We start from the raw sequence: 15,695 nt of genomic DNA on the forward strand, positions 1-15,695 counted from the left end.
TGTCCGCAGAAGCCCCCTTCCGTGTCCGCCAATACCCTGCCCCGGCGTGCGCCAAGGGCTTATCTCTATAGTGGCCGGGCGTCCTGCGCGCCGGCGGTGCGCCCAAACACAATAATAATGAGGACGGACATGACCACGAATCGCGCGACACTCCCTGTGCGACTGGCGCTGAGCCTGCTCGGCTGCGCCACCACCCTGCCAGTACTGGCCACCGAAGCCGGCGTCGACAACATCGGCCCCGGCACCGACGGCTTCTTCATGCTGCCGCTGGAGGTCGACAGCCTTCCCGAGAACATGGTCGCCTTCAACCTCTACTACAACCATTACAAGGCGACCAAACTGAACATCAGCTCGTTCGGCGGCAAGGTGCCGAATGTCGAGATCGAATCCACGGCGGTCATCCCGCGCATCGATTACCTGAGCCCGGTGCGGGTGTTCGACGGCCGCCTCGCCGGCTACATCGCCCAGCCATGGCTGAAGCAGGAAGTCTCGGTGTTCGGCCAGAGCGACACCCGCGAAGGCATGGGCGATACCACCATCGCCCCGATCATCCTGTGGGACATGGGCAAGAACCTGACCCTCGGCGCAGCTGTGGAAATCACAGTACCCACCGGCGAATACAGCGTCGACCGGCTGGCCAACACCAGCAACAATTTCTACACCTACAAGCCGCTGTTCTCCTTCACCTGGCTGCCGACGGACAAGACCGAAGTCTCGATGAAGACCACCTACAGCTTCAACGAGAAGAACAAGGACACCGACTACAAGTCCGGGCAGATCTTCCACTTCGATTACTCGGCCAGCTACAAGATCACCGACGACCTGATGCTCGGCGTCAACGGCTATTACCTCAAGCAGACCACCGACGACAAACAGTTCGGCCACACCGTGCAGTTCGCGGGCCAGGACGTTGACGACGGCGTGCGCGGCCAGGTGTTCGCCATCGGCCCGGCGCTGCACTTCACCTTCCTCAAATACGCCAGCGCGGAGATCCGCTGGGCCAGGGAGTTCGATGTGGAGAACCGGCCGGAGGGCGATATGTTGTGGGCGAAGGTGAGTATTCCGTATGCGTTTTGAGCGCATTTGTAGGAAAACGCGCCTGAGTGTGTAGCCGGAAAACCTGAAAAACGCTGGGGTGGAATAGGCCTACAACGGCGGTCGAGATTGCCGGACAACGGAGGGAAACGTCCGGCAGATTTGAAAGGGGGGCTTGCAGATACTGGGTCCCGCTACCTCATGGTTCCTCGAGGGCTCATGGGGTGCATCGTCTGCCAGTGACGACAATGGGCCCATCCCCCCTTAGACTGCTGAAATTGATCACGGAGATCACTATGAGCATATTGCATTCCCCGTTTTACTCTGACTTCGAATCCGAAGAAGAGGCCGAGAGCTACGATCGCTGGTTTCGCGCAGAGGTACAGGAGGCACTCGATGATCCTAGCCCTGGCATTCCCCATGATGAAGTTATGGCAATGCTCGACCAGATGCTGGAAGAGATACGCAGGAAGCGCCGCTCTGCTGCTTGAATGGAGCAGCAAGTCCTCGCGTCAACTGGCTGATATCTTCAAATACATCGAGCAACACAACACCAACGCTTCAATTTCGCTAAGACACAAGGTGGGTGCAGCAGCACAACGACTTACATCAATACCTTATGGTTACCGACCTGGCCGAGTGCCTGGCACTCGCGAAATGGTGATTCATCCGAACTATCTGCTGGTCTATCGAGTGAATGGCCACATCAAAATACTGAGGGTGCTTCACGCCCGACAAAAATACCCTACAACCTCATCACCATAAAAAAAGGGCGGCCAAATGGCCGCCCGAAGCGTACTACACGAGAGTTCTTTACAACGTCAGCTGCCCCCGTTCCTCCTCGGTCAGCTGCTGTTTCGCCTGTTCATCCAGCACCCCGGCGCCCAGCACCTGCACCGGGCTGTTGGGGTTGTAACCCGGTGTCGGTGCGCGGCTGGCACCGTCGCGGGTCGGGGCCAGTTGCTCGTTGCCGAAGCTCAGCACCTGCACGGTGAACACCGAGGCCTGGTTTTGGCGCGATGCAGCCTGCTGCTGACGGGCGACGTCTTCCGCGGCCTGAGTCGCCGACGACGCAGCGGAACTGGCCGAGGTGATCGCCCCGGTGTTGACCGCCGAAACCACCGGCACACCGGTCGCCTTGCCCTGCACCGAGATGTTGGCGGCGTTGACCACCGTCAGTGCGGCGATGTTGACGTTGCCCGAGACGCGAATCCCCGCCTCGCCCGCATCGATGGTGCCCAGCGGCGCGATCAGGTCGATGTCGCCGGGTGCCACTTCGGCAATCGGATTGAGTGTGGCGATACCGGCGCCGGTGCTCGGCACCGATGGCGACAGGGTCACGTTGCCCCAGGTGTCGTACACGCGTTTCGGCGGGGTGTAGACCACGGTGGTTTTCGAGCCGCGACCGGCGTTGATATCGCCCTCGGCGGACCAGCCGAGAATCGAGCCACCAAACGTCGTCATGATCCGGCTCTGCCCCAGCAGAATGCTGCCCTCGGAGTAGAGCTGAATGTTGCCCGAACCCTGAGTGATGATCCCCGCCGTGGACGGCGGCGCCGCACCTTCGATGCCGAACACCTGACCACCGCCCGGCGTAAGCATCTGGATGTCGCCGCCGAACAGGGTTTTCACCCCCGCTCCGCCGTACATCGTGATATCGCCGTCATAGCGGATCGGATTGCCGGCCACATCGGTGGTCGGGAACAGCGAAGCAATGGCGTTGCGACCGCGCAGGTAACTGCCTTTGCGCGGGCCGCCAACCTGGTTGTATTCCAGGCCACCGGCACGCAGTTCGGCGAAGTACACCTGACGGGCGAAGATCGCCTGTTCGGCGCTTGGCAGTGCAGCGAAGAAGGCTTGCGCCTGTTCGGCGTTGCCGCTGAAGCCGTAGCCGAGGGTCAGCCAGCTCTGCAATTCGTCGAGGTAGGTTTTGACTACTTTGCCTGGTTGCCCGTTGAGCGATGCGTTCGGATTGGCGAGGTTCTGCGGGTTCAGGTAACGGGCGATGAACCGCGAGTAATCCGGCCCCTGCGCGCCCACACCGGCCTGCAATACCACGCTGGCTCCCGGTTGTTTATCACCTGCCACCAACGAGCCGAGGCTGGTGATGCTGGCGCGGTTCTCCATCAGGATGTTGCGCCCGGCATTGATATCCAGCGTTCCAGGCCCGGCGATATCGAAGCTGCTGTAGAGAATGTCGCGACCTGCCGACACTCGCGATACGTCTCGTGGATCATTGTGGACGAACAGGTTGCCGGTGGAAGAAATATCATCCTTGCCGTTGCTTATTTCCGAACCCGGTACTGCCGTAGGCTGCCCCAGGGTGGTGCCGGAGGCGACGATGTCACGACCGGCGATCATCCACACGGGCCCGGCGGCTTCGTACCAGGTGCGTCTGGAAGTGGAAAAGCTCAACGTTTCGCCACTGCGAACGCCCACCAGGTCACCCGTCAGTGCATAGAAACGCGCCGGCCCCTGTACATTGTTCAAACCCGAGTAGCTATCGGGACCAAAGGCAAATAGCGGATATCGCATGTTGCTATCTGGTGCCACACCATCGTCGCTGTAGTTGGTGCGCACCGGCTTGCTGGTGTTGCTGTTGGTGGTATAGGTGTTGAACGCCGGGTTGAACGGCGTGGTAATGGCCATCGGGCTGGCTCCCGACTGGTTGATCGCATAACCACCGGCGTAGATGGAGTCACCTGCCAGCAGTTCAAGCTGTCCCGACTTCGACGGAGCCAGGAGCAGTGAATAACCTTGCAGCGGATAGTTGTTTACGCCAGTGAACGTCGCGGATGGCCCGGCATAGATCGACCCCTCGCCCGCCACCGCGCGCAGTATCGACGGATAGACAAACCGGCCGTCGGTAGGCGAGGTATTGCGGCCCGTGATCAGGCCGTTGGATGTATTGAATTCGGCTGGCTGTGTGCCCGGCGTCAGGTTCCCGCCAGCCGAGAACAGATCGATTGCGGTGTGGTCAGTCCACAATGAGAAGCCACTCAGAGTACCGCCCTGCTGAACGCTGCCGTTGGCCGCCATGATCGGGCTGGCGTTCATCAGGCTCACTCGCCCGGGATCCCCTGCACCGCCCAACACCAGATCCCCACGGCTGCTCAGGCTCATGCCCGAGTCACCCGGAATCAGCACCACGCCTCCGGAAGCGCTGGCGGTGGTCGAGGTAAACGGATCAAGTGCCCGGGTTTCCCGAAGATCATTGACCACGGCGCCGGCGCCGTACTGCAGGTTGATTCCACCCAGTGCCCCACCCGTCATCCGTGCCGCGCCGCGCAGGTTGATCAGCGCACCTTGCAGATCATGGACCGGTTTGCCGGTGCCGGATTCTCCTGCCCGCGCTTGCAGCGACGGGTTGAACGTACCGCCGATTCGAATATCCATGTCGCCACCACCGGTCATCTGCACGCTGCCATCGCTGGCGACTCGACCGGTGCTGCCCACCGCGACGATCAGACCCTGGCTTCGAGGATTGTTAACGGCATCACCCAACGGCTTGAGCATGCCGGCATCACCACCGGCCCGCAGGCTGATATTACCGCCGCCCAAAGTGCCAAAACCGGTGAACCCGACCAGGTACGGTTCGGTATTGGTGTTCGTATCTGGCATCAATTGGGTGGCATAGCTGCCGAAGTTGATCCACCAGGCCGTGGGCATATCCGGGTTGCCCGTGCCTTGGCGCCACAGCCAGTTGCCCACCGCGACACTTGCGATCTGCTCCCGGGTTCCACCTGAAGTCGATCGAATTTTCTGACCTACCGAATCGCCCGAAACAGACCCGCCCGCGTTGATCGTCAGATTGCCGCCCATCTGCGGATACCAGGCCTGATAAAGACTGTCGGTGCCGCCGTTGACCCATTTTTCATAATCAGCACCGGCAGTGCCCAGCACCGAATTACTGTCCGACAGATGCCCACGTTTCTGGTTGTACAACGGATCGACGTTCCCTGATTGAGTGCCGGCGGTGTAAACGCCGAACGGTGAATCCATGCTCAAGTTGCCGGCAGCCATCAGATCGAGGTCGCCCGTACCGGTGCGCAATACGCTGAACATCTGGCTGTGGGCCTTGGCGGTTGTGCCGGGATTATTGCCGATGCAGAGTTCCGGATAGATTTCACAAAGGACCTGATACTCCTCGGGAACGGGTTCGTAGTCAGGTCCTTGACCATTGCCCGGCGCCCAGACCCAACGTGCCATCGGCACACAGAGTCCTTCCACCTGCGAACAGATCTCCAATTGGTCATCGGGCACAGGGTAATACCCCGGAAGGTCATACGGATTGTCCGGTGCCCACACAAGTATCCCCGTTGCCTGGGTCAGCGTGACACCGTAATGAGTGTCCGCCAGCCGCAGATTGCCATCGGTGGTGACAGGCTTCACGGCACGGCTGTCCGCCGCCTCAAGATCGGCACCGGCCACCGCACGCATTGACCAGGATGCACTGCCCGAAGGCAACATACTGGCCAACGCCCAGTTCCTGCCTTGCTGCGTGCCGTTGAACGGACGCAGTTCGATCAGCGAAGTGCCGTCGGCAAGCTTTACATCAGTCATCGAAGGAATCAGCGAGCCGCGCAGCAAGGCCAGCGAGCTGCTCAGCTTCACACCGGAAACCGTTAAAAGATCGAGGTCGAATACCCCTGGCAGCGGCACGCCCTTGGGCCAGGTCATGGCCTGCAGACTCGTCGCCTTGTTCAGGCGGATACCGGCACCCAGGCGAGTGTTCGCCGGCAACGTCACACTTTCGCCGAGCAACGTTCCCGCCGCATACAACAGATTACCGCTGGCATCATGGATAGCCCCCGCCAGCACAGTGCCGGCGCTGAACGTGTACGCCTCGCCCAGTACCGCCTGGGTCGGCAGCAACGTGCCACTGGCCAGTCGCGCGCCTTGAATCGTCACGTCGTAATTGAGCGTCGCGCCCACCGGAAACTGCGTGCCCTCGGCCAGCGTCACCCCACTGCCCGGCACGATCAGATCGCCACCGAACGGCTGCACACCGGCAATCAGTTTCCAGCCAGCGTCATCCTTGGTTTCCGATGGCGGCGCGAAGCCGTCGTTGATGCTGCCGTAAATGTCGAGGTTGCCACCAGCGCGGATCACCAGGCTGCCGGCCTCCCCTGACCCGTACACCAACGGGTTCAGTCGCGTGTGCGGATTGAGACTGGCATAGCGATAGCCCGAAAGGTCCAGATCGCCCTCCACCACCAGATCACCGCTGGCAGTCTTGCTGGCGATTTCCACGCCCGGCCGCAGATGGAATGCATCGGCGTAGGTGGCGTTATTCAGTCCGGCGAGTTTGCGTTGCAACAGATCACCGTTGCCCAAAGCAGCGTTGATAAAGTCTTTGCTATCACCGTGAATGCGTTCAAGCATGGCCTGATCAATCACTTGATACGGCCGGCCACTGACCGCCTGATCGACACCATCGCGGGCATCGGTGTAGCGGCGCATGCCATTGAGCCCGATAGAGCGCGAGCCCTGAATGGTCAACACACCGCTGGCGTCGATGGCGATGTCATTGCTGCCCAGACGTGGCGCGTTCAGCTCCAGCGTGCCGCGCAGCATTCCATCGTGTTGCCCGGCGAGGAAACCGGGCACGGCATCGGTGCCGTGGCGCAGGTCGATGCGCGCGCCGCTCCCCAGCGTGAGCAAACCATCGCCGGAACCGAGTTCGACCGTGGCACGGTTCGGCGCATCGATGATCTTGCCGTAGCTGTCGACCCGCAGCACGCGGCCATGGGCATCGAGCACACTGTTGCCCGCCAGGGTCAGACCGTTTTTCGCCGACAGACGAATGCTGCCGACACGTTCGCCGCTGGCGTCGATCAGACCGGCAACCGTCAGGCTGCCATTGTCCACCGACACATTGACCTCACCGGCCTTGAGGCCGTCGCCGATCACAAGATTGCCTTGTTTGAGTTGCAGGCTGCGGCTGCCGTAAACCTGTCCGGCATTCAAGCGCTGATTGAGTGCGGCGAACTGCTCGGTGGCGTCACCGCCCAGACGTTGCGCGCGAATGTCGACGCCACCCGCCTTGTACGGCACCAGCGTGCCCCCGGCGTCGTAGTAACCGCTACTGCCGCCGACAATCTCGCCTTGCAGGTCGACCATCCCGGCCGCATCGGCCAGAGCGACGACGCTGAGGTTACCGGCCTGATTGTTCTTCGCCGACAGATCGATCCGCGAGCCTGCGGCCTGACGGATATTGCCGTTGGCGCTGTACAGCGATATGTCGCCACCCCAGCTGTACTTGCTGACATCGTTGAACGGCAAGGTGCGTCCGGACAGCTCCAGCACGGAATTGCCGCCGAGGATCAAATCACCCTCGGACTTCACCGTCAGTTTGCCGCTGGCCAATGCGATTCGGCTGTCGAGCACGATATCGCGGGCTTCAAGGTTCAACTCCGCACCCAGGGCATTGGCCCCGCCGGCAGCCCCGGCGCCGCTTAAGGTCAGGCTATTGCCGGCCTTGAGCAGGCTGACTGATGCCGCCTCGCCAGTGAGCAACGGTGTACGCAGATTCAGATGGCCGCCGCTGAAGCTGTAACCCTTGACCGGATCGTAAGCGCCCTGCTCCTGATACACCGCCAGGCTGCCCTTGTGATTGGCGGTGATGCGGTCGCTGGCGCTCAGGTTGACGTTGGCGAACCCCAGCGCCAGACGATTGTTCTGATCCAGGCCGCTGGCCTGAGGCATCGGTCCGTAACCCAGCTCGATTCGCTGGGCCTGAATGTCCAGCGTGCCACTGCCTGTACCGGCGCCACCCGTGATGACCGCGCCAGGACTCTGCTTAGCGCCGTTCCAGATCAGGTTGGCGGTACGGATACTCGCCACGTCGCTGGCGTTGCCCAGACCGTAAATCGCCGGAGTGACCAGCACCAGATTCTGCAGTTTGCTCTGGCCGGTCTGTGAATCGATCGTGTCGAGACTGACGCTGCCGTAGAAATTGAAGGCGTCGCGAGTGGTCAGGCTCAGGGTTTCCAGGGCCGGCGCACCAAACTGTGTATCACCGCGCAACAAGCGGTCGAGTACGTTCTGGTTCAGCGTGAGGCCGGCGGGTACGCGGCTGCCTGCCGCCGCCAGTGCCTCGGCACTGCCGGCATTGACCGAGCCGACCGACAATGCCAGATGACGGGTGCCGAAACGCACGGCTTCACCGAGTTCGAACTGGTTATCCGTGGCGGCAGTGATGCTGCCGTTCGAATACAGCAGGGCCGGATTGCTGCACGCATTCGTTGCGCAAGTGCCGATCCGGATACTGCCCGCTCCGGTAATGGCACTTGCCAGCTCCGGCGCGAGTACCTGGGTCCAACCGTTGGAAACGAGCAACACGCTGGAGGCTTTCGGCTCATAAACGAAACCGGCCATCGAGTCGTAGGCCACGTTGCCACGCCCCAGCGTATTGATCCCGCCCCCTGCCTCGACCGTGATGCCGCCAAGCGTTGACGTGGTACGCAGCAAGACCTCCGGCGCAGAGAGAATCGCCCCCTCACGCAAGACAATGTTTGGGCTGGTGCCCACGAAACCGATAATGTTGGCGGCGGTGTTGTACAGGACATTCGGCATCGCACCGATGGCCAGACGCCCGGCATTGAGATTATTGAGCGTATCGGCGTACAACGACACACCACTGAACCCCTGAGTCGGTGCATGCCCTGAACCGAGGATTTCAAAGCTGGCGCCCGCATAACCACCACGCACCACCGCCGCTCCGACCAGACCGCCCTCGGCAGCCTCGAACAACGCGCGCCCGTTGAACTGCAAAGCGATGCCTTGTTTGCCCCCCGGGGCCAGGCGCAGATCCAGTATCTTGCCGTCCATCGGTGTCAGCGCACGCGGCACACCGCGCCGGGCGGCGTCGCTCTGGATGAACCGGGTAAAACCGGTTTCGTTGTACTGCGAGTAACGACGCAACACATCGGCAGACGTGAGAATGACCTGACTGGCCAGGCTGTCACGCAGGCCGGTATTGGCAATCGACATCTGCCCGCTGCTGGTCCATGAACCATTGCGCAGTGGCAGCGCCCCCGTTGTCACGCCGGGCGTCGCCTGACCGTTTACCTCAACGCGGAACGCACCGGGCATCAAGGCGAACGTTGACGGCAACAGTGTGTAAGTACCCGCCGCCAACCCCGGAACGCCGCCTCCAATGGTGATCTGCTGGCCGATGCGCGGATCCACCGCACCGGCCTCGGCCAGCATCGGCGCATAGCTGCTCTGGTTGCCAGGCACGATGGCATAGACCGGGTTGCTCGCCAGCCCCGGCAGGCTGAAGGTGCCGTCAGGCGCATTGCGCACCAGCGGGTTGAAGCGCGCATCGGTAGAGCCACCACGACCGGACACGAAGCCGGCTCCGCGCAGATCCCCGCCGCCGGACAGGTCGATGACCGCGCCGCCCTGCACGTCGGCGTACTGCGTGCCGATCGACACACCTGAGGTTTCGCCAGTGATGCCGTCGAGCACCACGGATTTGCCGTTGTAGCGATAGTCGATACCGTCCGTGGTGCCGCCGTACGGCATGACAAGACCGGCGCCGCTGACCGAGGTCAGACTGCCCGGCAAGAGATGAACCTCGCGAGTAGTGCTGAGCAGATCGTCACCCAATACGATCTTGCCCAGCGGTGCACGCAAGACACCGCCCTGCTCGATGTACGCGGCGGAAAAAATCAGCTTTCCGAATGCCGAGTACGGCACTGCAGCCGGTGCGGCTCCGTGGCCGCTGATCCGCAAGGTGTGTTGAGAAACCGGAACCTCGCCCTGATAACCGACGCGCACCTCGGCCTGAATACCGGTGGCGGGATAGATCTGCGCCGCCCCTAGATTCAAGTCGCCTGGCGTCCACAAACGGGTGCCCACAGCGCCATCGTTCGGCGCGAGGAAACGCAGGTCGCCGCTGCTGTCGAGGCTCACCAGACCGAAAGCCCGACGGCTGTATTCAACGGCCGGCGCCTGCCGTTGCAGGATCGAACCCTGAGTCCCGAAGGACAGGCCATTGCTCACATCCAGGAGGTTCGCGGAGGCATTGAACGTCGCGTCGGACAACCGGGTCGTCGGGCCAGGGAGCAGTCGTGGTCGCATCATGCTGAAGCCGGCAAAGTAGGTGCCCACACCCGACAGACGCAGGTACGGAGCACTCAAGTCGATCCGTGCCGTGCCTTTGGAATTCTCGGCGAGCGACAGCGCTCCGGCGAACAGACTGAGGCTCTGATTCATGCGCAGATTGACGTCACCGTCAAACGACAACAGGCCGTTGCTCAACAGGCTGAGATTGTCGAACCCGCCCGTCATCAAGCCATCGGCACTCAAACGGGCTTGACCGTAGCGCAAGCCATCGGCGCCTTCGCCGGGTTGCAGATTCGCGGGCAACAGCCCGTTCCCTGCCCCTTGGCCGATGATCATTTCCCTCGGTGCACGCACCGCGTTGCTCGCCGAGTCGGAATACAGCGGCGTCTCCAGCGCCAGTTCCAGACGACCACCGGCCGCCCCGACGCCACCCGCCGCCGCCCGCAAGTTGCCTTCAATGAACAGGCCTGTGTAGGAACTCAAACCGATGCGCCCGCCATCCGTTGCCACGCGGGTCGGGCCCTGACCGGCGATATCCAGAACAGCCTCGGTGCCCGAGGCATCCAGCCGCGCGCCCGGACGCACAATCACGTAGGCATCGGCGGCCGTGGCCGTGGCCGTTGCCAGTTTCGAATCGATCTCGCCGCCGATGATGATGCTGCCGCCCTTGCCGACCTGACCGTAAGTGCGGCCCAGGGTGTCGGTTGCCGTATTCGCACGCCCGGCGACATCCAGCACGGCATGCTCGCCGATCCAGATCGAGCGGTCATGCGCGTTCGGATCCGCCGTTTGAATGGAGGTGGCCGGCTGGATCGAGCCGAATTGTTGTTGACGAATATCGATCGTGCCGCCCCAGGCATTCAGTTCACCGCCGACGGTGATCTGCCCGGCACCGCGCAGCTTGATGCTCTGCCCCGGGTCGACGCTGATGCGCGAGCCACGGCCCAGGGTCAAGGTGCTGTTGGCGGCGTCGATCAACTCGACCAGCGTCGCGCCGCCTTGCAGTGTCAGGCTGGCACCGGCGCGCTGGGTCAGCACGCCCTTGGTCGGGTTTTCCTGGAACAGCGTGGGTGTCCACAGCTCCAGCGCCGTTCGCGGATCGACGCCACTGACCTGGCTGGGTGCCGCATCGCCGAAACGGTACACCGGCATGTTCACGTCGATTGCGGTGCCTTCGGCAACATCGAGCCCGCTCAGGCCGATCAGGTTGTAGGCGGAGAACCCTTTACTGAACAGGTCGGTGGACAGTTGCAGGGTGTTGTCTGCCAGGGCTTTATCCGTTTGCCCGACAAGAATTTTGTTGGCCTGCACCGTCAGTGTGCCGCCGCCCGTGACGCCGTAACCGCGCAGTTCGCCATCGAGGTTCAGACGGGTTTTGCCAGGCGCGGAAATGGCACTGGATTCCAGCGTCAGATCACCGCCCTTGCCGCCCCGGGCCTTACCGTTTGCGAGCACAGCGCCACCGGAAGAAACGTCGACCAGGCTACCGGCAGCGACGTGGATATCACCGCTGCTGCGGATCGATATCAGGCCACCGTTCAGATACGCCAGGCTGGCGTTGTCGTCCGGGTTGGTGCGCAGGTTGCTCCACAGGCCGCGGGTGTCGAGAAGCACGCCCTCGGCGATGCGGGTTTGCGTCTTTTTGTCGGCTTTGGCCGCCAGACGAGTGTCGGTGTTTGCGCCACCATTGAACTGATTGAGTACGTTGCCCAGACGCAGACTGCCACCGCGAGCAGTCAGATCGGCGCCGACCTGCACATCCGGGGCGTACAGGGTAATGTCACCACCGTTATCGACCGTGAGTGCACCGTCAACGGCGATCTGATCCTTGGCCGAAACCTTGAGCGCACCGAGGCGGAATCCGTTGAGCTGATCGTTATCAAGATAGAGTTTGCCCTTGCGGGTATCGGTCACCGCGCCGGTCAAATCAAGATCATTGCCGGCGACCGGACGCGTGCCACCGATCTGTACCTGATCGAGCTGCGGGTTGAGGGTATAGAGCAGCCCATTCGACGCCGCGACGAAGGTCGGGTCGTAACTGCCGACGATCAACTGCGCACGCCGGGCCAGCGCGGTCTGGCTCTGCTGATAACCGTCGAGCACCGGTTTCGGCGCCTGATTCTGCAGCTCGCCCTGGTACACATCGCCGATCATCTGCCCATCGAGCACGGCGTTGGCTGTGGAAATCACCAGTTGCCCGGCATCGCGGCCCACGGTGTAACCCGACTCGAAACGTGAACGCGGGGCAATCAGCGGGTTGTAGAAGTAGCTGGTCTGGCCCCAGCGTTCGCTGTTGTCTTCATAACCTTTGTACAGCCCGGTGTAGAGCAGATCCCCCGGTGCACGGGAGACTTCATACAAGCGCCCATCGGCGCCGCGCAACCAGCTCTGGCGAATCTGCCCGCTCTGCACATCCAGGGTGCCGCCGGACAGGTTGATCAGCGAACCCTTTTCAGTCACCACATCGTTGCCGGCGAAACTCACCGTGCCGCCCTGAGCCATCCATTCGCCGACGCTGTGGCCCTGGGTGCCGAGATAACCGCCGACTTCCAGCAAGCCACCGGCGGTGTACCAGCGATCCGTGGCGTAGCCGTTGGTGCCGGCGGGTACGTACACCAGCTCGCGCACATCGACCCAGATGTCATTGCTGTTGAGCGCGCCTTTTTCGCGATTGACCGACGCATCACGCTGCTCGTTGCCCTGCACGTTGATCTTGATGCTGTTGTTTTCCATTGCCACCTTGACGCCGATGGCACCGGACACATCGATCATCGCACCGTCACGCACCAGGCTGCGGCGCTGTGCGCTGACCGCGACCTGACCGCCGGTGGCCAGGGTGATCGAGCCGTTCTGGAACTCGACACTGCCGCCGCTCTGGATCTCGATGCGCGACTGGTCGCCACGGATCCGGTTGTTGGCCGTGACGCCCGTCAGCGCGGCCTGATGCTGGCTGTCGAGGGCGGTCATGTCGCTGCTGTCGAGCATGATCGCCGTGGCACTGCCCTGCCCCAGCGTCACGCTGCCATTGGTATCGGTGATCGGGTTGGTGAGGTGAATCGTGCCCCGCGTCGCCACTGACGTGCTGGAGAGCAATACCCCGTTTTGCACGACCTCGTGCCCAGCCATTGTGATGTCGCCGGTAGACGACTGGATCAGTCCGTTGTTAGTGACTTTGCCTGCCACGGCACCGGCCTTGAAGCCCGGAATGACTTCGCTGCCAAAGGTGGTAGACAGCGCATTGCCTTCGGTGCCCGAGCCCTTGCGGATGTAGAAACGGTCACCGGCGGCCAGCACGGTCTGGCCCTTGGCGGTGTTGATGCTACCGTCGTTCTGCACTTCGTTGCCGAGCAGCAGCGCATAGCCGCCGGCATCGGTCGAAGCCGCCGGCTTGTGGGTTTCAATCGACGCACCGCGCTCCACCAGCACCTTGCCAGCGGCATCGGTGAAGGTTGGCTGAGTGCCGGTGCTGTCGAAGTACAAGCCACGATCACGGAACTGGATGTCGGTGATGTTGGCGGCAGCGGCCACCAGGTTGCGCACGTTGACCTGACTGCTGCCGCTGAACACGATGCCGTTGCGGTTGATCAGCATCACCGTGCCGTTGCCTTTGATCTGGCCTTGAATCTGGCTGGCCCGGGCGTTCGGATCGTTGACCCGGTTGAGCACCGCCCAATTCGACTGCTGGGCGAAATCGACCGTGGTGTTGCGGCCGACGTTGAAGGTTTCCCAGTTGAGGATTGCCTTGTCGGCAGTCTGTTCGATTGTCACCGTGGTCTTGCCATCGACCTGGGTCTGCTGCGGGCCCTTCGCGTTCTGCCAGCCTTGAGTCAGGCTGTTGTCGACCTTCAAACCGCCCTCGCCCAGGCCGTCCGGCACGAACTGCACCGTGCCCAACGCAGCGGCGCGTCCGGCCGCCTGCGCCGCCTGTTGCGCGGCAATCGCGGCAACCGTGTTGTTCAGGGTCTGAATCGAGCGCTGCAACTGCGCATTGGCCTTCTGCTGCTGGGCCAGCGGCGGTGTCATCCCCGGCAAGCCACCCACGCTCGGACGTGCCGCCGCAGCCTGTTGCGCCGCGCCCTTGGCGGCAAACCACCCCGAACTGAACGCGGTCTGCGCCTGCGCACTGCCCGCCACCAGACACAACGCCACTGCGTGCGCCAACGGCTTGAGCAGCCACAGCGACGGCTCCCCGGTTTCACGCATGGAGGACAGAACGTTGGTACGACGACGGGATGGGCGAGCGAGCATCACTACGAGATCCTTTTTGATTGCCACACAAGGCCGCAGGCGTGCAAAAACCTGCTGTTACGTCATAGGCAGTTGGCGAGGGGCGCGACCGAACGGATGTCACACAAACTTCATGTTGGGGGAGTATTCGCGGCACTGACCGCTGTGTGCCTTGAATAAAAAATGGCAGCCCCGAAGGGCTGCCACCGTTACAGCTGACTAAACCAACCTGCTTACAAAGGACGACCGATAGCGTTGCAGACGCTGGCGTTGTTGATGTCCAGGTTGTTGCCCGAGGTGTTGGTGATGAAGTTGGCGGTTACAGCGGTTTTCCAGGCATTAGGCACGGCGACAAACTTGTGGGCCTGAGTCGCAGTGTTGTTGCCCGGGTTGCTGTAGTGTTGGGTCAGGAAGGCTTTGACGTCCGCGGCCACGGCTGCATCCTTGTAGCACTGACCGAAGATGAAGTTGGTGTAGGCAGCCAGTTTGTAACCCGAAGTCGGGTTGGCAACCACTGGCGACCACTTGGATGGATCGGCAGCATCGGCAGCAGACGACGGAGGGGTCACCGACGACAGCGCCAGGGTTACGTTGAGCGAAGTAGGCTGAACACCGTTGACGCGGGCAACAACAGCGTTGCTGGTAGCGTCGACACCGTCCGGACCGACATAACCGATGGAACCGTCAACCGCGTTCACGGCAGTGGCGACATCGGAAGTATTGGCAACGCCGACCCAGTTCGAAGGCAGCGCCGAACCGGCTGGCAGACGAGCGTTGGTGAAGGTGGAGTTGGTAGCGAACTGAGTCGGGCAGACCGAGTTCAGGTGGCGGCTGAGGATTTCCGAAGTGCCGCTGGAAACGTTGCGATAGACAACGCGGATCGGCGTGGTGTCGGTAGTGCCCAGCAGATCGCCCCAGGTGGTTTTGGCGCCGGAGAAGGCATCGCACAGCTGAGCGCTGGTCAGGTTCAGAGCAGTCTGACCGGCTTTTTTGTAAGGGATGGCAACCGAAGTGGCAACCGAAGGCAGCTGAATCAGCGGACCGAACGAAGCACCGTAGGTGGTTTTGTAGGTGCTGAGTTCCGAAGCGCTGAGGATCGAGTCGCTACCGGCGAAGTGCACAGTGCCAGTGGTGCTGAAGCCAGCCGGGTTGTTGGTCAGGAAAGCGGTCTTGCCACCGCCGCTGCCGATGGCTGCGTAGCTGAAGTTGGCAGGCAGGATGCTGTCGGACGAACCTTTGTACAGAGCGGCTGGCAGAGTTGCACCACCACCGGTAACGGCCATGGCTTGAGCGGAAGCCAGAGCGGCAACGGTCAGGGAAGCTGCGATCAGAGTGCGCTTGAACATGAAGAATCTCCT

Annotated in this window: 5 protein-coding genes; 3 read left to right on the plus strand and 2 right to left on the minus strand. The window is 62.1% G+C overall.

The features are described 5' to 3' along the window. The first annotated feature begins 129 nt into the window (after window positions 1–129). From DXT77_RS23215 to DXT77_RS23225, 3 genes are all read left to right on the plus strand, one after another. The gene (locus DXT77_RS23215; protein ID WP_119429339.1) at window positions 130–1,077 is read left to right on the plus strand and encodes a transporter; all 948 of its coding nucleotides are present in this window, start codon (window positions 130–132) and stop codon (window positions 1,075–1,077) included. 254 nt (window positions 1,078–1,331) lie between these two features. Then, the gene (locus DXT77_RS23220; protein WP_119429340.1) at window positions 1,332–1,526 is read left to right on the plus strand and encodes a stability determinant; all 195 of its coding nucleotides are present in this window, start codon (window positions 1,332–1,334) and stop codon (window positions 1,524–1,526) included. Next, entirely contained in the window at window positions 1,459–1,800 is a 342-nt protein-coding gene (locus tag DXT77_RS23225; protein WP_119429341.1) for a type II toxin-antitoxin system RelE/ParE family toxin, read from the plus strand. Before DXT77_RS23220 ends, DXT77_RS23225 begins: the two co-directional genes overlap by 68 nt. Before the next feature lie 48 nt (window positions 1,801–1,848). On the opposite strand, the gene DXT77_RS23230 is transcribed toward DXT77_RS23225, so the two are convergent. Further along, on the minus strand, window positions 1,849–14,358 hold the full coding sequence (locus DXT77_RS23230; RefSeq protein ID WP_119429342.1) for a filamentous hemagglutinin family protein: 12,510 nt from the start codon (window positions 14,356–14,358) through the stop codon (window positions 1,849–1,851). 212 nt (window positions 14,359–14,570) lie between these two features. Further along, window positions 14,571–15,683 carry a substrate-binding domain-containing protein gene (locus DXT77_RS23235; protein ID WP_119429343.1) on the minus strand — a complete coding sequence of 371 codons (1,113 nt, stop codon included), beginning with the start codon at window positions 15,681–15,683 and terminating at the stop codon, window positions 14,571–14,573. Between the last annotated feature and the right edge of the window lie 12 nt (window positions 15,684–15,695).

The sequence above is a fragment of the Pseudomonas sp. 91RF genome (genome assembly GCF_003576265.1).
Lineage (GTDB): Bacteria > Pseudomonadota > Gammaproteobacteria > Pseudomonadales > Pseudomonadaceae > Aquipseudomonas > Aquipseudomonas kribbensis.